Raw genomic sequence first — 19,850 nt, forward strand, 5'->3', positions numbered from 1 at the left:
CGACCAGAGGCATTTACCTCTGGTCGGTTTTTGTGTACTTCTATTGAACGAGCTTCCTTACGACCCTCTATTTACATTCGACCATATCTCTATAAGCGGACCATCGCCACCGAAGATTGGATCTGTCTCTGGAAACGGAACGAACTGGATTGTTTCAAGAGCATCTCGTTCGTTCGGATCACCGGTTTTCAAGTCGTGATCTACTCCATTCGGGTATGCACCAACCACCTGGAAATCTGAAGATGCGCTTTCTCTTTTATGTCCGACGCCTGCAGGAATAACGACTGCATCGCCCTTTTTAACGTCTACTTTTTCACCGTTTTCACCGCCGAACGTGATGGTAGCTTCTCCACTTACAACACCAAGGACTTCGTGCGTATTGCTGTGGTAGTGATGGTAATCAAACACGCCGTTTTGCCAGCTGTTCGTCCAGTTGTTCTTTTTGAATTGATCTGCGCATTGGTTCTCAAGATCTACTAAACTTCCACGATAAAGGATAAGAGGAAGATCTGGGTTGTTCGGTATGTCCCCATTCTCCTTTAAATAGAGCGTTTCAACATCCACTTTGTTCATTCTTTATCCCTCCTTCATGTCTAATACATATATTAAACGATTTCACACAACATAAAACATCTTTTCGTTTAGCAGGAGGATAAAAGGGAAAAGGATTATTGATTTCATTGGAAATTGCTTCTTCCCCCGATTATCGATTATAAAACGTTCCAGTTGACTAACTTGTATATACAAGGTAAACTACGAATTGTATTGAACATGTATAGACAAGTTAAACAATAAATGAAAGCGGTTGAAAGGAGAATACATGATGCTTAAGAAATTATTCGGTAAGAAGGAAACGCCTACAGAGGAGAAGATTCTTGCTCCGATGAACGGAAAGGTCGTTGAACTTGAAAACGTACCGGATCCGACGTTCGCACAAAAAATGATGGGTGATGGTGTTGCGATCGAACCGACTGATGGTGAGGTTGTTTCACCAGTAAACGGAAAGATCATTCAGTTCTTCCACACGAAACATGCTGTCGGCATCGAGTCTGAATCTGGACTAGAACTACTCATCCATGTTGGTTTAGAAACAGTTGGTATGGGTGGAGAAGGTTTTGAAGGACACGTGAAGGAAGGCGACAAAGTTAAGGTCGGCGACCCATTGATCTCAGTAGACCTTGATCTTGTGAAGGAAAAAGCAGCAAGTACGATAACACCTGTCATCATCACGAATGCAGATATTCTTGAGAATGTTGAAAAGTCTTATACAGATGGCGCTACTCGTGGTGAAGTCGAAATTATGCATACAAAGGTTAAGAAGTAATTGATGAATGACAGCAGGTCGTTCGTAGGCGACCTGTTGGTTATGAATAGGGGGAAGAAGCATGGCTATTGACAGAAAGTCTGTCGAGCAGATCGTTGAAGCGATCGGTGGTAAAGAAAACGTATCAACTGCTACACACTGCGTAACAAGACTACGACTCGTATTACATGATGAAAGCAAAGTCGATCAGGAAGCACTTGAACAAAATGATCTCGTAAAAGGTTCTTTCTCGGCTAACGGTCAGTTTCAGGTCGTCATCGGGCAAGGAACTGTTGATAAAGTGTTTAAGATCTTCGCTGAAATTACAGAAATTGAGAGCGCATCCAAACAGGATGTAAAGAACGCTGCAGCACAGAAACAAAATATGTTACAACGTGCTGTTAAGACGTTAGCAGATATTTTTATCCCAATTTTACCTGCCATCGTAACTGCAGGTTTGTTACTCGGTATCAACAACATCCTTACTGCTGAAGATATCTTCTTCAGCGCACCACTCGTTGAGGTATATCCTCAGTGGGCTGACCTTGCAAGTATCATCAACTTGATCGCGAACACCGCCTTTGTGTTCTTACCAGGACTGATCGGTTGGTCAGCAGCGAAACAGTTTGGCGGTAGTCCGTTACTCGGAATCGTTCTTGGTCTTATCTTAGTCCATCCTGATTTACTTAACGCTTGGACGTATGGTCAGGCAGATGACATTCCAACCTGGAACTTGTTTGGTCTTGAAATTGAAAAAATCGGTTACCAAGGGCAGGTCTTACCAGTTCTTGTATCCGCGTATATATTAGCGAAAATTGAAACGTTCTTAAATAAACGGGTGCATGATTCCATACAGATGCTTGTCGTTGCACCAGTCGCATTGCTCGTAACTGGATTCCTTGCGTTCACGTTGATCGGACCTGTTACGTTCTGGATTGCAAACCTCTTGACTGATGGATTTATTGGCTTGTTCGATGCAGTACCAGCGATCGGAGGCCTTGTATATGGTGCACTGTATGCTCCTCTCGTTATTACTGGTATGCATCACACATTCCTAGCAGTCGATCTTCAATTGATCGGAAGTACAGGAAGCACGTTCTTGTGGCCGATGCTAGCTCTTTCTAACATCGCTCAAGGTGCAGCAGCACTTGCGATGATGCTCGTTACGAAGCAGGAGAAAACGAAAGGTCTCGCAGGAACATCTGCAGTTTCTGCATTCCTAGGTGTAACCGAGCCAGCACTTTTCGGTGTAAACCTTCGCTATCGTTTCCCATTCTTTGCAGCAATTATCGGTTCTGCCATCGCAGGACTCGTTATTACGGTAATGGGAGTAGAAGCACAGTCGATCGGTGTTGGGGGCGTTCCTGGATTCTTATCGATCTTTAAAGAATATTGGGGAGCATTCTTCCTAGGAATGGCAATCGTTCTTGTTCTACCATTCCTTCTTACACTCATGTATGGGAAGATAAGAAAAGTAGAGAATTAATTAGGACGTACGATATCACCTGGAATGTCTACCGGTTCATATGACAGTTCCGGTGATATCGTTTTTTCGTATTGAAATCATTGAAATTGAATTAGGGAGTTGAGTTGCGTGCAAGCATGGTGGAAAAAGTCAGTCGTGTATCAAATCTATCCAAAGAGTTTTAATGACACGACAGGAAATGGTACAGGAGATATCAACGGAATCATTGAGAAGTTAGACTATTTAAAAACACTAGGTGTGGACGTAGTGTGGTTAACGCCGATCTATGATTCCCCTCAAAATGATAATGGATATGATATCCGTGATTATTTCAGTATCTATGAAGAATACGGGACGATGGAAGACTTCGATCGTTTGCTTGAGGAAGCTCACGTACGTGACATTAAAATCATCATGGATATCGTTGTAAACCATACGTCGACAGAGCATCAGTGGTTTGTTGAATCACGTAAATCAAAGGATAATCCATACCGTGATTATTATATTTGGAAAGATCCTGTGGACGGTGAGGAACCTACGAACTGGCAATCCAAATTTGGTGGCTCGGCATGGCAGTTTGATCAGGAAACAGGACAGTATTATCTTCATCTATTCGATGTGACACAGGCTGATTTGAACTGGGAAAATGAAAAAGTACGTGATGAAGTCTATAACATGATGACGTTCTGGTTTGAAAAAGGTGTTGATGGGTTCCGTCTCGACGTCATCAACCTGATTTCGAAAGACCAAGATTTTCCGAACGATGATGGATCGGTTGCCCCTGGAGATGGGCGTAAATTTTACACAGATGGACCTCGTGCTCATGAATTCATGAACGAAATGAATCGAGAAGTGTTTATGAAGTACAATCCGATGACAGTCGGTGAGATGTCGTCAACCACGATAGAGGATTGCATCAAGTATTCTAATCCAGAACGTAATGAGCTAAGCATGACGTTTAACTTCCACCATTTGAAAGTGGATTATCCTAACGGTGAGAAGTGGTCGGTCGCAGACTTTGATTTCCTCAAATTAAAAAACATCCTGTCGACATGGCAGAAAGAGATGCATGAAGGAGGAGGCTGGAACGCGCTATTCTGGTGCAACCATGACCAGCCAAGAATCGTTTCCCGTTATGGGAACGATGGTGAGTATAGAAAAGAGTCAGCAAAAATGCTTGCTACGACGATGCACATGATGCAAGGAACGCCGTACATTTATCAAGGCGAAGAGATTGGAATGACCAATCCGAAGTTCGACGATATTTCTTCTTATCGTGACGTTGAATCGTTGAACATCTATTCCATTCTTCAGGAAAAAGGGTATAGTGAAGAAGAGATTCTTGAGATTTTACGACACAAGTCGAGAGATAATTCTCGTACGCCTGTACAATGGAACTCAGATTCTCAAGCAGGATTCACGACAGGTGAACCTTGGATACCCGTCGCAAAAAACTATGAGCAAATCAACGTAGAAGATACGCTTCAAGAAGAGAATTCGATCTTTGAACATTATCAGAAGCTGATCGAGCTACGTAAGACCGTTGAGGTTGTAACGGAAGGTAGCTATGAACTCATCTTAGCGAAAGATCCACAGATTTTCGCTTACGTACGTGAAACCGATCGAGAAAAGCTGCTCGTTATTAACAACTTTTATGAAACTGAAGCAACGGTTGAACTTCCTGATCATGTAGAGGTTGACGGGTTCGAACGCTTGCTTTCAAATTACTCCGAAGATCCACATGAGGAGATCGATGGTAAGGTGCTAAGACCATTTGAATCCGTCGTGTACTATGTCAAAAAGTCATAGGTGATGGTGGAATGAAACAAACGAAATATGCACAGATTTATCAAGAGCTATCAGAGAAAATTCAAGATGGGACGTACAAACCGAACAGTAAACTACCTTCTGAACACGAACTAGCAGAAGCGTATGGAACATCTCGAGAAACGATTCGAAAGGCATTGAACCTCCTCTCACAAAATGGACTGATTCAAAAAATCAAAGCGAGAGGTTCCGTTGTGATCGATGTCAATCGATATGAGTTTCCTGTTTCGGGTCTCGTCAGTTTTAAAGAAGTATCTAAGCGAATGAGCAAAACGTCTAAAACAATCGTTCATTACCTCGAAAAAGAACAGCCCACAGAATGGGTGAGAGAGCAACTTGGTCTTCGTAGTGGCGATTCTGTGTGGCATGTAGTCAGAGCAAGAGAAATAGACGGAGAAAAAATCATTTTGGATCGAGATTATTTTCCTGTACAGTCCGTTCCCGAATTAACAAAACAGATCTGTGAGAACTCGATCTATGATTATTTGGAAAACGACCTTGGATTATCGATCAGCTATGCGAAGAAAGAAATCGTTGTTGAGGATGCACACGAAGATGACAGGCGCTATTTAGATTTAAAACATTATGAGCACGTCGTTGTCGTGCGGAACTATGTGTATTTAAACGACACGACTTTAATCGAGTATACCGAATCTCGTCACAGGTTAGATAAATTTCGGTTCGTTGATTTTGCAAGAAGAGAGAAATAACATGTTGGCAGCATACACCTCGTATGCTGCTTTTTTTATTAGAAGAAGGTTTTTCGATATGTTAAATAGAATGAGTATGGTGCGAAAGGAGAGAGAAGTGATGACAAAGCAGGCTACAGATCAACTAAAACTAGCAAGAACACAAGGATTTCACCTTGAAGCACTACGGAAATTCACTCTTTCAGATGATCAGATGAGGTACACTTCTCTGCCGATGCCAGCATTTGAAACGTGTATGAAAGATCCTGAACGGCATCCAGTCGTCATTTTATCAGGAGAGAGAGTCGTTGGTTTTTTCGTATTACATAGTGGTGAAGGTGCGAAGGAATACACTTCAAACAAAAACGCTATGCTGTTAAGAGCGCTCAGTATCGATCAGAAGGAGCAGGGAAAAGGGTATGGAAAACATGCCATGTTTCTTGTTAAAGACTATGTAAAATCTAATTTCCCTGAAATTGATGAAGTGGTATTAGCCGTTAATGTGAAAAACGGAGTGGCTCGATCGATCTACCTTGAACAAGGATATGTGGATTTAGGTAAAAAGAAAGAAGGCAGATCAGGGCCTATGTCCATTCTTCATTTGTTTCTATAAAATCCCCAACGTCTTTCCGTTGGGGTTTCTTATTTATGAAGACTTTTTAAGTGAAGTCTCTATTTCTTTTAAGTAAGCAGCAAATTCTTCTTTCGTAGTGGATGAATTCATCGCTTCTTCCACCAGAGGTAGCCAATCTTCTGGCAGCGTTTTGGTTTTATGCATTCGTTCAATCCCCCTAAACTGTTCTTTTTATCGAATGTACTATCAGTTTATCCATTGCCTTGTTGGAAAGCAATAGAATTTGTGAAAAATGTTGAAAATTAGCAAAAATTCTGAGGTGAGTGAAGCGTGAAGGAAGTAATGGACGATATTTTATCAAAGTTTCCAAAACAAAACAGGGTGGTAGTAGGCATCGATGGATTGAGTCGATCAGGGAAAACGACTTTAGTGAATAACATGTGTGAGAGGGTTACTGAACGAGAAGTCATCGTGATTCACATTGATGACTTTATCGTGTCAAGGAATAAACGATATGGAACAGGCTATGAGGAGTGGTTCGAATATTACTATCTTCAATGGGATGTTTCCTACTTACGAGATCACTTGTTTGATAAGGTTAAACAGACTTCTGAATTAACCCTTCAGCGTTATGATGAAAAGAGTGATACTCACACCTCTTACGTTCAACTAATTCCAGAAAATGCACTTGTCCTTATTGAAGGAGTTTTCATTCAGCGGGAAGAGTGGAGAGGATATCTCGAATACGTTATTTATCTTGAATGTTCTCGTAGAGCGAGGTTTGAAAGAGAGAGTGAGGAAACGAAAAAGAACCTTAAAAAGTTTTATAATCGTTATTGGAAAGCTGAAGACTACTATTTTGAAAAAGTAGACCCCGTTCTCCATGCAGACTTCGTTTTAGACAATGGAACAAGCCCCTCTAAGTAGAGGGGCTTTTCAAGGGACTTGCTTGTGGTACGGCCGGCCATCTGACAGCATCTTCATTGTAATGAAAGATAATGACCGACTGTATAAAAAAGTGTTGTCATAAATCCGGAATCAAATACGTTAAAAAAATAATTAAATTTTGTGCTCATGTTGTAAGGCTGAAAAATGCCCGGGGATTTTGTAAGAAAATCGATAAATTCCTTGTTCCATCATATCTCCAATCCAATGTATGATAAAGAAGAGGGGGGAAAGATATGATACAGGTAGCAACTGGTTTAATCATATTTTTTATCGTGTTAATTTTGATCGGTACGCTTATGGTAGCAGGAAAAAGTGATAGTGGGTACGATAAGAAAGCGAAAAATACGAGCATTACGATTTTTTCTATTTATGTTGTAGTGAGTATATTAGCTGTTGCAGGAATCGCAATTTATGTGTACATGATTTAAGAGCGGCTAAAGCTGCTCTTTTTATTTTGAAGCTACAAATAGCATTTCTGCAGCGAGGTAACCAAATCGAAGACCGAAGAAGAGTAAGACAAGGCTTGCAACAACGCTTATTCCTCTTAGCGTTGCTGGTTTCATAAGTGTCTTGCCGAAATGGACGGTCAACGACATATTCAAGTTCCAAAGACCGATTCCGACGAAAACGAGTGTGGAAAGAAAGAATGCTTCCCATTTGTCAGGGCGCTGCAAGGATTGACTGAGAACTGAACCGTAAATCCCAAGCCAAAATAGAAGGTTCATCGGATTGAAGGCAGCGATCATGAAGCCTGTTGCATATGAGTTGAAAAGTCCCGACTTATCTTTGTCTCTCGCCTCGTCAATACTGACAGAAGACAAGCAACCCTGAAGACCAGATAATGTAAGAATCACACACCCGAGTACGAGTAAAGCTATTTGTACATAAGATATTTTCACAAAAGCAGCGATTCCAAAGTACATCAAACACATCAGGATGAGATCTGCACTCATCCCGCCTCCGCCTACGAGAAGGGAAGACCAGAATCCTTTATGTATTCCTTGCTTCATGATCTCAATATTAATAGGACCGATCGGTGCTGCAATCGATAAACCAAGAATGATATGACCTACCACAGTTTCTAGCATCGATAGCATTCTCCTTTTTGGCATGTCTCTAATTAAATACATGTCCCAAAGTAGAAAAATAGAAGTGATGCATGAAAAAATATCTGAAGAAGCGGTTAAGATTTTGTGGAATGCATAGAAGATTGTATAATGAAGGGTACTACTACGCTGAGAATTGAAGTGATATCGAGATGAACCAATACTCAATGTTTTCGAAGAGTGAAATAAAAGAACGGTTTCCGGTGAGCTTCTATCAAAGAGGCCTCACTTACTATCAGGACGGTCGCGTGCATGTCCTGAACTATGATACAGAGAAAAAGTCGTATACGGCACACGTACACGGAACGGATGATTATGAAGTTGTTATCGAGCTTTTGAGCGATAACTGGTTCGGCTCGTGCGAATGTGCCGCATTCGATACGTATGGAACGTGTAAGCATATCGCCGCTGTTCTAATCGCGATCAGCGACTCTCATCCACCGGATCAAGAAGAGAAGAAAGAAAAAAGCACTGCGCCACCCAAGAACTACGATGAAACTGATCAGTTGATCCGGGCTTTGAGCGACTATGATGTGGATTTGTCTGATATCCCTTCATCCAAAAAAGATCGCCTGCAGGTGGAGTTTACGATTAAAGGAACCTCCTATCCATCGCTTAGACGATCGAGGGGAGATGCCCCGTGGACGATCGAGATGAAAGTAGGGGTCGATCGCTTATATATCGTGAAGGACATTCGCGCATTTCTAGATGCTGTGCTAGCTGAAGAATCGTTATATTTTACTAAGAAATTTAGTTATGAGCCACATGAACAAGAATTCGATGAGCGGGATTACCCCTTTATTGAGTTGCTGCTAGCTGTTCGAAGTAACGAGAAAGTGTATTTAAGCATTCCAGATAATTGGGGGAGATTTACAGATAACAGAGAGTTGATCTTGCCTCCATTGACAGCGAACGAGTTTCTAGAAGAGCTTTATAAACAGGACCGTTCGCTACGTTTTGAATTTAATCGTGAATTATTTGAAGGCGTTACGCTTTATAAAGATAAGCATCCTTTCGACTTTGCTGTTGAGCAAGTAGAGTCTGACTATGTTTTACACTTGAATGGGTTTGAAGAAGCTGCTGTATTTGGAACATACGGATGGGTGTTTCACGATGAATCGCTTTACAAAGTGAGCCAAAGGCAGCAGAAACTTTTAAGAGAGTTAGCTCCCTTTCGAAATTCAGCTGCAAGTTCTGTATCAATTTCTGGTGACCAGATCGAACCATTCCTATCTCAGGTCGTCCCGCGTTTAAAGAAACTAGGGGACGTCACGTTATCAGAAGATATTTCAGAGAAGATCGAAAGTCCAGCGCTTCGAGCGAAGGTCTATGTGAATGCAGAGGGTGAGCGTCTTCTCGTTAACGTCACGTACAAATATGGGGAAGATCGAATCGATCCGTTCGACAGCGCTTCGCGTATTGAGAACAAGGATGGAGGGATCATCTTAAGAGATAGTGAAAAAGAACAGCAGATCATGGCGCTAATCGAGCAAGCATCTTTAAAATTCAATGGCAGAGAACTGTACGTAGACGATGAAGCATTAATCTTTGATTTCTTATATTGGACGCTTCCTCGGCTGGATGAACTTGCAGAAGTGCTTTTAACAGATTCTGCAAAGAAATGGTTACTTGATGAAGAGTCTGTTCCGGTCACATCCGTCGACGTAGATAGAACAGGAACGTGGCTCGACGTTAGTTTTGATATGAAAGGCATCAATGAGGGCGAAATCTCGAATGTACTGAAAGCGATGATCGAAAGGAAACGGTATTATCGTCTTGAGAACGGTTCGTTCGTTTCGATCGAAGATGAAGATTTCCAGCACGTTGGAAAGCTCTTGGACGAGTTGAACATTAAAGAAAGTGAAATCAGTCGCGGAGATCTCAAGCTTCCACTTTATCGAGGCTTGCAAATCGATGAAACGATGGGTAAAGAGAAGCGTAGCTCTCGTTATGGCAAAGCTTTCCGTGAACTGTTGTCGAGACTGAAACATCCAGAAGACCTTCAGTTCAGCTTGCCTGAAGGGCTGGATGCTGAATTGCGGTCCTATCAACTGACGGGCTTTCAATGGTTGAAGGCGCTTGGATATTATCATTTAGGCGGTATTCTTGCTGACGATATGGGGCTAGGAAAAACGCTGCAAAGCATTTCCTATCTCCTTTCAGAGAAGGAAGAAAATCCTAATGCAAAAGCACTTGTTATCGCACCTGCTTCGCTCATCTATAACTGGAAGAAAGAATTTGAGAAATTCGCACCGAGCTTGGACGTAGCTGTCAATGCCGGCGCACCTCCTGAACGGAGAGAATTGTTGTCTCAATCGGAGCCAGATGTGTGGATTACATCTTACCCAACGCTTAGGCAGGATATTTCTCATTATGAAGCGATGGAGTTTGATTCAGTGATTCTAGATGAAGCGCAGGCGATTAAGAATCCTGCTACAAAAACGTCCCAAGCCGTTAGGCAGTTGAGAGCAAGAAAAAGGTTTGCGCTCAGTGGTACACCGATCGAAAATTCACTAGATGAACTGTGGGCATTGTTCCATTCGATCATGCCGGGATTTTTTCAAGACTTAAGTTCTTTTAAAAAGCTACCGCATGAACAAATATCTAGAATGGTTCGCCCATTCATCTTGAGACGTGTGAAGCAGGATGTATTGAAAGAACTGCCGGACAAAATCGAGACTGTTCAAGTTTCTGAATTAACAAAGCAGCAAAAAGAACTTTATCTCGGTTACTTGCACCGAATTCAGGAGGAAACAAAGGAGAGTCTCAGAGGAGAAGGTTTCCAACGCAACCGAATGAAGATTCTTGCAGGACTGACAAGACTGCGTCAACTATGCTGTCACCCGTCATTGTTTCTTGAAAATTATGATGGGTACTCAGGTAAGCTAGAACAGCTTATGGATATCGTAGCAACGTCTATTCAAAACAAGCAGAGGATACTGATCTTTTCTCAATTTGCAAGCATGCTGCGTATCATTCAGGATCATCTTACGGCCGCGGGCCACGAAGTGTTTTATTTAGATGGTCAAACACCATCTAAAGAGCGAGTTGAGATGACGGAACGATTTAATGACGGTGAAAAAGAAATCTTTCTTATTTCATTAAAAGCTGGAGGAACTGGACTTAACTTAACGGGTGCCGACACCGTTATCTTATATGACCTATGGTGGAACCCAGCCGTTGAAGAGCAGGCAGCTGGAAGAGCACATCGAATCGGTCAGAAGAAAGTTGTTCAAGTTCTGAGATTGATCACGCAAGGAACGATCGAGGAGAAAATTTATGAGCTCCAGCAAAAGAAGAAAGAGTTGATTCAAAAAGTCATACAGCCTGGTGAAACGATGATCTCAAGCCTTTCTGAGGAAGAAATTAAAGAGATTTTAAGTATATAACGCAAGAAGCCTTCCGAAACATCGGAAGGCTTTAGTTTGTAGAGAAACCTATATCATTATTTAGTGCTCCCGATGCCGTAGTCGATGACGATCGCATGCTTTCCGCGGACGAACGGCCAAGCCCGAGGTGAAACCCACACCCCGGTCTCGGCCGCCCGTACTACCGCAGGAGTCCGCGATCGTCTCTCCTACTTGAAGGAATAAGTCCAAAGTCACACTCCGTCCTAATAGTTTAACAGTCCAACATGGCAATTCTAACCTTCTTTTTATCCATCAACGTTATTTGGAAAGCAATGGATTATGGCATATGAACCACATTATCTAGACAAGCTAACACTCACCCAGGTTAGACGAACGCCGAGCCTCATAGCGGACAAAGAACCGTCCGAGCCTCGAACGAACGCTGGACCAGGGGAGTAAAGAAGTATTCACTCCTACCTGTTAGGATACAATCAATCAAAGTTAAACTTTCCAGTCTATTATGATAACAACTTTTCAACTCATCATTTTCAATTAGTTTATTTTTAATCCATCATAATAAAGCGGATTGGAGCGGAAGGATGCTCGACTCCTGCGGGATTAGCGGGACAGGTGAGATCCCACAGGAGCGTAAGCGACGAGGAAGCTCACCGCCCGCCCCGCGGAAAGCGAGCATTCTGGAGCGTAAATCACTCCTATCCCGTTTACAGACTGAAGCCTTCCTTTCACATCGGAAGGCTTTTTTCTTTTGATTAAGTGGTATACGTAATAACAAAGAACAAATAATAACGAAGAGTTGAGGGGTGGTTAGGAATGGAATGCGAACTGTGCGGGCGAAAAGGAGTATCTAGTACGGTTCATCATTTAACACCAAAAGAAGAGGGAGGGACCTTTGGACCAACTGCAAATTTATGTCCTGCATGTCACAAGCAAATTCATGCGTTATACACGAATCAAGAGTTAGCAATTAGACTCAATACGATAAAAAAGTTAAAAGAGGACGACCAAATTCGACGGTTTTTAAAGTGGATAAAAAAACAACCATCCACAAAACGAGTGAAAGTGTCGAAATCGAACGAAAAAAATAGAAAAAAATAGTCCCGCTATAGGTCGCATGTTATTAGGGTTTTTAGTAAATAGTGGGTAAAAGAGATCGCCTTAACTTGAAATTCGGTGTTTCGACCTATTTTGTAGTGGTATAGATAGATAGAGGTAAAAACGTACTAAATTCTGTTTTAAAACAGAAAATTAAATGAAGTTGAGGTGACAACTGTGACAGGAAAAATTTCATCAGTGTTTTGGAGTACGCTGGTTATCAGTTTAATGATGGTCGTGTGGGGATCGATTTCTCCTGGCAGTCTTGAATCCATTTCGGCCAGTGCCCAAACGTTTATTTCGAATAAGTTTGGTTGGTATTATTTAATATTAGTAACGCTTCTCGTTATTTTTTGTGTATTTATCATTTTTACACCGTACGGTAAAATTAAGCTTGGTAAGCCGGATGAAAAGCCGGAATTTACAACACTAAGTTGGTTTGCCATGCTGTTCAGTGCTGGTATGGGGATTGGACTTGTTTTCTGGGGAGCAGCAGAACCGATCTATCATTATGCTGTGAATGCTCCAACAGCTGAAACAGGAACACCAGCAGCAGTAAAGGAATCCATGCAGTATGTGTACTTCCACTGGGGAGTTCATGCTTGGGCAATCTATGCCATCGTTGCACTCGTGCTCGCTTATTTTAAATTTAGACATGATAAGCCAGGGTTGATCAGTGCGACACTTTACCCGATCTTTGGTGATCGCGTGAACGGTCTGCTTGGTAAAGTAATCGATACGTTAGCTGTCTTTGCTACGATCGTTGGGGTAGCAACAACGCTTGGTTTTGGTGCAGTACAAATCAACGGTGGACTTTCTTACTTAACAGGCGTTCCTAACAATTTTACCTCTCAATTGATCATTATTGCTGTCGTAACTGTGCTATTCATGATTTCAGCATGGACAGGCATCAGTAAAGGAATCAAGTACTTAAGTAATGCGAACATTGGTCTTGCTGGATTTTTATTCCTCGCAATGTTCATCCTTGGACCAACGATTTACATTTTGAACATGTTTACAGATACGATCGGATCGTACTTAACAAACATTTTAGCGATGAGTTTCCGCATTGCTCCGCTAAACCCTGAGAATAGAGAGTGGATCAACAACTGGACCATCTTCTACTGGGCATGGTGGATTTCGTGGTCTCCGTTCGTTGGAATCTTCATCGCGCGTGTTTCTCGCGGAAGATCCATCAGAGAATTTCTTGTTGGGGTATTGTTAGTTCCATCTATCGTAGGGTTCCTTTGGTTCTCAACTTTTGGTGTTTCTGCGATTAATCTTCAACAAAATGGAACAGCAGATATCGCGTCACTTGCGACAGAAGAAGCGTTATTCGGAACGTTTCAGAACTATCCGTTTGGTGTAGTACTTTCCATCATAGCGATTACATTGATCGGAACATTCTTCGTAACGTCCGCAGACTCTGCAACATTTGTTCTTGGAATGCAGACAACGTACGGGTCACTAAATCCTGGTACTAGTGTAAAGCTCACATGGGGAATAACGCAGTCAGCTATGGCAGCCGTGTTGCTTTATAGTGGCGGGTTACAGGCACTACAGAATGTACTCATCCTCGCTGCGATGCCGTTCTCAGTCATTATGATTCTCATGACCGTCTCCTTCTATAAGGCGATAACGAAAGAGAAGCATCTTGTTGCCAAAAGTCCTAAACCGAAAAAGGATAAGAAGCGAGATCAAAAGGTTTCAGAAGACCCATCTCCTGCAAAATCGTAACATTTGACAAAACAATGAGGCACACTCGCCTCATTGTTTTTTTATTACAAAGAAATAACAAAATATAGGGAAAAAGGTTTGAACAATTGAAAATATGTGAATGGTTAATTATTCGTACTTCTAAGGCAGGTGAATGATAATGCTTGCAAAATGGTTTTATGAAGCGAAACATACTGTTGTGCTGACAGGTGCTGGGATGAGCACTGAGAGTGGCTTAGCTGATTTTAGATCGGCACTCGATGGCATGTGGAATGAGTATGATCCATTGCTCTTTGCTAGTCGGGATGCCATGACATATGAACGCGAACTGTTCGTCCGTTTTTATAAAAATCGAATTGAAAAATTACAATCTGCAATGCCTCATGAAGGGTATTACTATTTATCAGAATGGGAGAAAAGCGGTCATATTAGCTCGATACTAACTCAAAATATTGATGGGTTTCACAAAAAAGCTGGTAGTAAAAACGTCGCAGAAATGCACGGCACATTATGTGAAGTGTATTGTGACGATTGTGGTGAAGCGTTTGAAAACGCTCATTTCTTAAACGATGACAATATTTGCGACTGTGGGGGATTTAAACGACCGGGTGTAGTGTTGTTCGGAGAGCCGTTGCCTATGAGCGCGATCCACTTAGCGAAGCAAGAAACAAGGAAAGCGGATCTTTTCATCGTACTAGGTTCTTCTTTAAGTGTTTCACCAGCAAACTTGTTTCCGGTAGAAGCGAAGCGCCATGGTGCCAGAGTAATCATCGTTAATGATGAAGAAACGAAATATGATACGATGGCTGATCTCGTCATCAATCGGAAAATCAAAGATGTATTAACAGAGCTAGCAGAAGAAAAAGGGTGATGGGGAGACTGCCAACGTTGGCAGTCTCTTCTTATGGATAAGTAGGCATCACTTTTTTGTGAGTATTTCCTCTATTTTTCTTTCATATAAAATAGTACGATTACGATGTGGTTGGGAATATCTTACGAAAGGGGCGCTGTGAATGACGAACTTAAATCGTATTACTGTATTTTGTGGTTCTAGTGAGAATGTAGACAGGCTCTACTATGAGGCTGTCGAAAAACTTGGAGAGCAATTAGCACGCCAGGGAATCGAAGTTATTTATGGCGGTGGAAACGTCGGGCTGATGGGAGCACTAGCTCGTACGGTGATTAAACACGGTGGGAAAGTAACTGGCATCATTCCTAGAAAAATCTATGACAATGTTGCGCACATAGAGTTATCAGAACTGATCATCGTAGAAACGATGCATGAACGGAAAGCAAAAATGTATGATCACGGTGATGCGTTCCTAGCACTGCCTGGTGGGATCGGTACATTAGAAGAGCTAACAGAAATATTCACTTGGTACCAGCTCGAATACCATAACAAGCCGATCGCGTTGTTAAATACAAAAAATTACTACGCACCTTATCATTCCATGCTAGAACACATGGTAAGCGAAGGCTTCCTAGCGAAACAATATATGGAACCTCTCCTTTCACACGAAGACCCCGTTCAATTACTAGAGATGATCAAGCATCATCACGTACCTAAGATGAACAAATGGAGTCAGGACGACCTGACCGATCGAATATAACTAATGAGACTGTCGATTCACGACAGTCTTTTTAATTTGTTGATGCGGTCTAAGGGAAAATACTCTCTATTCTGTCATGGGTCTCAAGAGTCTTTTCGACAGACTTAGGCTCCGTTTAAATCAGAATTTTCAGATATAAGAAGGATTTTTAGCAAAGAAAACGGAACTATACACAGTGGACACATACATACGAGACCAATCATCGTCACACTATTCAAATGAGGAGGATGTACATGTACGTAACGATCGGTTCTCTATTTATGCAAACGGTAAGAAAGTTCGGTCCTAAGGAAGCTCTTGTCGATAAGACAAAGGGGATACGGTGGACATATGAGCAATGGAATGTCGAAGTAAATCGAGTGTCGAATGCGCTTTTGGATGCAGGTGTAAAAAAGGGTGACCGTGTTTCTACACTGCTGTTTAACAATACTGAGCTCGCTTGTCTGTTTTTCGCTTGTGCTAAGATCGGTGCCGTTCTTAACCCGATCAACTTTAGGTTGAAGCCAAATGAAGTCGCTTACATTTTGAAAGACGCTGAGCCTTCCGTAGTTGTTTATGAAAAGATGCTTGAACCTGTCATAACAGCTGTGCAAGAGAATTTTCCTAATGTCTCGTTCTGGTTAACAGAAGGAGAGCCACAAGCGTTTTCTGAAAGCTACGAAAAGCTTGTACGCCTTTCGTCTGTAGAAGAGCCAACAATCGAGGTAGATGAAAACGATACGTATGCCATCATGTATACGAGCGGAACGACAGGAAGACCTAAAGGAGTGCTTCATAAGCATAGAAGCATGGTGGAGCAAAGTTTAATATGTGGAGCTAGCTTACATGTAAAAGATCATGACATTGGACTTGTCGCTGCTCCGATGTTTCATTGTGCTGAACTTCATTGTAATTTCTTGCCTCGTGTACATTTTGGAGCGGTTAACGTCATCCTTCATCATTTCGAACCAAAGAAAGTGTTAGAAACGATTCAAGAAGAAAAAGTAAGCATCTTCTTTGGTGCACCTACGATGTGGAACATGATTCTTCAAGAAGACCTTGCTTTGTATGATATTAGCAGCCTTCGAATAGGGCTATATGGTGCTGCCCCAATGGCACCGGCGATGGTGAAGATCATTAAAGAACGACTCGGTATCAATCTCCTTCAGGCTTATGGCATGACAGAGATGGGACCTGCAGTGACGTTCCTTGATCAGCATGAACAGTTATCTAAAGTTGGTTCAGCTGGGCGAGCCGCGATTAACCATGAGGTGCGAGTCGTGCGCCCTTCTGAAGAAGGACCATCAGATCCAGAAGCCATTCTTCCGCCGGGAGAAGTAGGAGAAATCATCGTGAAGGGACCATGTATGATGATCGGCTACTTTAACCGTCCGGATGCGACAGAACAGGCCCTTTATAAAGGGTGGTACCACTCTGGAGACCTCGGTTATATGGACGCTGAAGGCTATCTATACGTCTCCGACCGAGTAGATGATATGGTGATTTCTGGTGGTGAGAACGTGTACCCAAGAGAGATCGAAGACGTTTTGCATGCCCATGATGGTGTCTTAGATGTAGCGGTGCTTGGGCAGCCAGATGAAAAGTGGGGCGAGGTCGTAACGGCGATCGTCGTGAAAAAAGACGCATCTATTACTGAAGAAGATCTCGATCGTCACTGTCAAGAAAGTCCTAACTTAGCGACTTATAAGAGACCAAGGAAATATATTTTTGTTGATGAACTACCGAGGAATGCAAGTGGGAAGATTCAAAAGTTCATGCTCCGTGAACGTTTTGAAACAAAAACTAACGCATGACCACCTGTTGTGTCATAAACCGTTCAGATGTATAATTTAACGGGTTGTCAGGTTGTCAGAAAAAGCGAGCTACCGTGCTCGCTTTTTTTTATGAGGTGGATTTTCGTAATGATTTTAAACACCAAGCACATACTAACGTGGAATAGGAGGAGTGGGCGATGATAAAACTTTTTACAGATAGTGACCTAGATGGATCAGCATGTGCACTCATTGCAGAACTTGCATTTGAGAAAAGTGCTGACATTACACATTGTACATATCGGAACTTAAATGAACGCGTAGAATCTTTTCTAGAGAAAAACGATGAAAGTCCACTTTTTATTACAGACCTTTCTGTGAACGAAGAGATCGAACAACTGTTGGAGAAGCGTTTCCAAGAAGGCAAACATGTACAAATGATCGATCATCATGCGAGCGCAATGCACTTTAATGAGTACGAATGGGGATATGTAGAGCCTGGTGATGACAAAAAAACGTGCGCAGCTACATTGTTTTATCAATACTTAGTAGACCGTGAAAAGATTGAACGAAGTGAGGGATTAGAACTTTTCCTAGAACTCGTTCGTAAATATGATACGTGGGAATGGGAAGAAGACGATGATACGGATGCCAAACGCCTGAACGATTTGTTTTCGATATTAGGGAGAGAAACGTTCAAAGCAGAAATGATAAGACGTTTGACTCGTGATCCGGACTCATTCTCATTGAGCGAATCCGAAGAAATGATTCTCGATTTAGAAGAGCGAAAGATCAGTCGCTACATTCATAAGAAGAACTTTCAAATCGTACAAACGTTCATTGACGAATATTGCGTAGGAATGGTGCATGCTGAATCTTATCATTCTGAGTTAGGAAACGAACTGAACAAACGCCATCCTCATCTCGACCTCATCACGATCATCAACATTGGAAGCAAGCGTCTTGGTTTTCGAACGATTCATGATGAAGTGGATGTTTCGGAGTTTGCCGGTCGATTCGGAGGCGGTGGCCATCCAAAAGCTTCTGGATGCGAACTAACAGAAGAGACATTCGAAATCTTTATCGCAAAACCATTTCAATTAAAGCCGTTAAAAAGCGATGCTGATCGTAATCGTCTAAACCAAAGAGATGGTGAAAGTGGTTCATTCTATGAAAATCATGAAGGTGACATCATTTTTATTCGACAAGTCGATGAGACGTTTGAGGTAGTAAGACAAGGTGAAGTGGAAGACTGCACGTTCCATACGTTCGATGACGCAGAACGATACGTTAAGAGACAGTATCACGCTTGGTTAAGGTCAGATGAGCGTGTTGTGGAAGACCTTACAAGAGTGCTACCTCTTTCAAAAGAACAGCTCTTTGAACGCTATGATGAACTATTAACTGTACTAAATCAACAGAAGGAAGACGCTCTTAGTTGAGCGTCTTTTTTTATCATGGAACTGAACATCGATGCCATCATACGATGAAGGAATCATACCTAAAGGAGAGCATCTCATGAAAAGAGTTCTATCGCTTACACTATTGAGTGTTGCTGGATTTATCATTAACGCGGTCAGGAAGTATGAACGTGTTCTAAAAGATGCCGAATATGAGAAAGAGTGAAGGAAAATCAAAACATATTTTTATAATTTTTGGGAACCTTTCAAAATCCTTGTGCGTATATACAGGTGAGTAAATTAGAAAGGTTGTGACGAGATGAACGAGAACTCAACAAATCCATCAATCCTAGGGATGATCTTTAGCCCAGGTGAACAATTTGAGAGGATCCGCGAAAAGCCAAAGGTATGGGTACCACTTCTGATCGTAGTGCTCGCTTCACTTTTTGCGGGCTGGTTGATGGTGATGAGCCCTGACTTTGAACAAGAAATGATGGCTGGTAACATGAACGGCGCAGAAGGTATGGAAGGCATGGAAGGCATGCTGACTTTCATTAAGATATCAACTGCGATTTCAATCGGTCTCTCCCCAATATTCGGTGTATTGATCGGAAGCTTTATTTACTGGTTGATTTCAAAAGCTACACCTTCTGAAGTGACATTCAAGCAGTTATTTTCAATGAACTTATTCATTACTTTTGTTGGTACGATCGGACTTTTATTGAACGGTAGTTTGATGGCATTACTAGGCGGATCCATCGATTCGATGTATACGAGTATCGGTAGTCTAGTAAATGCAGATGGAGCTGCAGGCGGCATCTTGAATGGTTTTGAAATCTTCGGAATCTGGACAACGATCTTAACGGCGATCGGTCTTAGAATTACAGCTGGATGGCCAAAAGCACTTGCATGGATCATTCCAATCATCTTCTTCTTGATCGGTATCGGTTTCGCAGCGATCGGTGCGATTATGAACAGCATGGCAGGTATGTAATCGA

At 42.1% G+C, this 19,850-nt stretch carries 18 protein-coding genes; 15 read left to right on the plus strand and 3 right to left on the minus strand.

Going from position 1 to position 19,850, the window contains the following annotated elements:
- Positions 1-57 precede the first annotated feature (57 nt).
- Positions 58-573 carry a cupin domain-containing protein gene (locus PFZ69_RS12780; protein ID WP_270181465.1) on the minus strand — a complete coding sequence of 172 codons (516 nt, stop codon included), beginning with the start codon at positions 571-573 and terminating at the stop codon, positions 58-60.
- A 250-nt stretch (positions 574-823) separates the two neighbouring features.
- On the opposite strand from PFZ69_RS12780, the gene PFZ69_RS12785 reads away from it, so the two are divergent.
- The 5 genes from PFZ69_RS12785 (at position 824) to PFZ69_RS12805 (ending at position 5,897) form a co-directional block, all read left to right on the plus strand.
- Positions 824-1,324, plus strand: a complete 501-nt coding sequence (locus PFZ69_RS12785; protein ID WP_270181466.1) for a PTS sugar transporter subunit IIA — start codon at positions 824-826, stop codon at positions 1,322-1,324.
- Positions 1,325-1,385: 61 nt separating this feature from the next.
- Complete coding sequence (gene treP / locus PFZ69_RS12790) at positions 1,386-2,789, plus strand: PTS system trehalose-specific EIIBC component (protein WP_270181467.1); 1,404 nt, start codon at positions 1,386-1,388, stop codon at positions 2,787-2,789.
- Between the two features lie 108 nt (positions 2,790-2,897).
- Entirely contained in the window at positions 2,898-4,577 is a 1,680-nt protein-coding gene (gene treC, locus PFZ69_RS12795; protein WP_270181468.1) for an alpha,alpha-phosphotrehalase, read from the plus strand.
- An 11-nt stretch (positions 4,578-4,588) separates the two neighbouring features.
- A complete protein-coding gene (gene treR, locus PFZ69_RS12800; protein ID WP_270181469.1) occupies positions 4,589-5,305 on the plus strand; it encodes a trehalose operon repressor in 717 nt (238 codons plus the stop codon).
- A gap of 58 nt (positions 5,306-5,363) precedes the next feature.
- Complete coding sequence (locus PFZ69_RS12805) at positions 5,364-5,897, plus strand: GNAT family N-acetyltransferase (protein ID WP_270181470.1); 534 nt, start codon at positions 5,364-5,366, stop codon at positions 5,895-5,897.
- A 33-nt stretch (positions 5,898-5,930) separates the two neighbouring features.
- On the opposite strand, the gene PFZ69_RS12810 is transcribed toward PFZ69_RS12805, so the two are convergent.
- Complete coding sequence (locus tag PFZ69_RS12810) at positions 5,931-6,062, minus strand: hypothetical protein (RefSeq protein ID WP_270181471.1); 132 nt, start codon at positions 6,060-6,062, stop codon at positions 5,931-5,933.
- A 126-nt stretch (positions 6,063-6,188) separates the two neighbouring features.
- On the opposite strand from PFZ69_RS12810, the gene PFZ69_RS12815 reads away from it, so the two are divergent.
- Complete coding sequence (locus PFZ69_RS12815) at positions 6,189-6,785, plus strand: kinase (RefSeq protein ID WP_270181472.1); 597 nt, start codon at positions 6,189-6,191, stop codon at positions 6,783-6,785.
- A gap of 254 nt (positions 6,786-7,039) precedes the next feature.
- Positions 7,040-7,234, plus strand: coding sequence for a hypothetical protein (locus PFZ69_RS12820; RefSeq protein WP_270181473.1), 195 nt, complete (start codon positions 7,040-7,042; stop codon positions 7,232-7,234).
- 21 nt (positions 7,235-7,255) lie between these two features.
- Here PFZ69_RS12820 and PFZ69_RS12825 read toward each other — a convergent pair whose 3' ends face one another.
- Entirely contained in the window at positions 7,256-7,894 is a 639-nt protein-coding gene (locus PFZ69_RS12825) for a LysE family translocator (protein ID WP_270181474.1), read from the minus strand.
- 170 nt (positions 7,895-8,064) lie between these two features.
- Between PFZ69_RS12825 and PFZ69_RS12830 the strand changes: the two genes are divergently transcribed.
- The 8 genes from PFZ69_RS12830 (at position 8,065) to PFZ69_RS12865 (ending at position 19,846) form a co-directional block, all read left to right on the plus strand.
- On the plus strand, positions 8,065-11,301 hold the full coding sequence (locus PFZ69_RS12830; RefSeq protein ID WP_270181475.1) for a DEAD/DEAH box helicase: 3,237 nt from the start codon (positions 8,065-8,067) through the stop codon (positions 11,299-11,301).
- 792 nt (positions 11,302-12,093) lie between these two features.
- Positions 12,094-12,378 carry an HNH endonuclease gene (locus tag PFZ69_RS12835; RefSeq protein ID WP_270181476.1) on the plus strand — a complete coding sequence of 95 codons (285 nt, stop codon included), beginning with the start codon at positions 12,094-12,096 and terminating at the stop codon, positions 12,376-12,378.
- Positions 12,379-12,552: 174 nt separating this feature from the next.
- A complete protein-coding gene (locus tag PFZ69_RS12840; protein WP_270181477.1) occupies positions 12,553-14,112 on the plus strand; it encodes a glycine betaine uptake BCCT transporter in 1,560 nt (519 codons plus the stop codon).
- 139 nt (positions 14,113-14,251) lie between these two features.
- Positions 14,252-14,962 (plus strand): NAD-dependent deacylase, encoded by a 711-nt coding sequence (locus tag PFZ69_RS12845; protein ID WP_270181478.1) that lies wholly within the window; start codon positions 14,252-14,254, stop codon positions 14,960-14,962.
- Between the two features lie 142 nt (positions 14,963-15,104).
- Complete coding sequence (locus tag PFZ69_RS12850) at positions 15,105-15,701, plus strand: TIGR00730 family Rossman fold protein (protein WP_270181479.1); 597 nt, start codon at positions 15,105-15,107, stop codon at positions 15,699-15,701.
- 233 nt (positions 15,702-15,934) lie between these two features.
- Positions 15,935-17,494 (plus strand): fatty acid--CoA ligase, encoded by a 1,560-nt coding sequence (locus PFZ69_RS12855; protein ID WP_270181480.1) that lies wholly within the window; start codon positions 15,935-15,937, stop codon positions 17,492-17,494.
- Positions 17,495-17,652: 158 nt separating this feature from the next.
- Positions 17,653-18,894 (plus strand): DHH family phosphoesterase, encoded by a 1,242-nt coding sequence (locus PFZ69_RS12860; protein ID WP_270181481.1) that lies wholly within the window; start codon positions 17,653-17,655, stop codon positions 18,892-18,894.
- 277 nt (positions 18,895-19,171) lie between these two features.
- Positions 19,172-19,846: a Yip1 family protein gene (locus PFZ69_RS12865; protein ID WP_270181482.1), complete on the plus strand. Its 675-nt coding sequence runs from the start codon at positions 19,172-19,174 to the stop codon at positions 19,844-19,846.
- The last annotated feature ends 4 nt before the right edge of the window (positions 19,847-19,850 follow it).

It is taken from the genome of Alkalihalobacillus sp. CinArs1 (assembly GCF_947387515.1).
Classification (GTDB): Bacteria; Bacillota; Bacilli; order Bacillales; family Guptibacillaceae; genus Guptibacillus.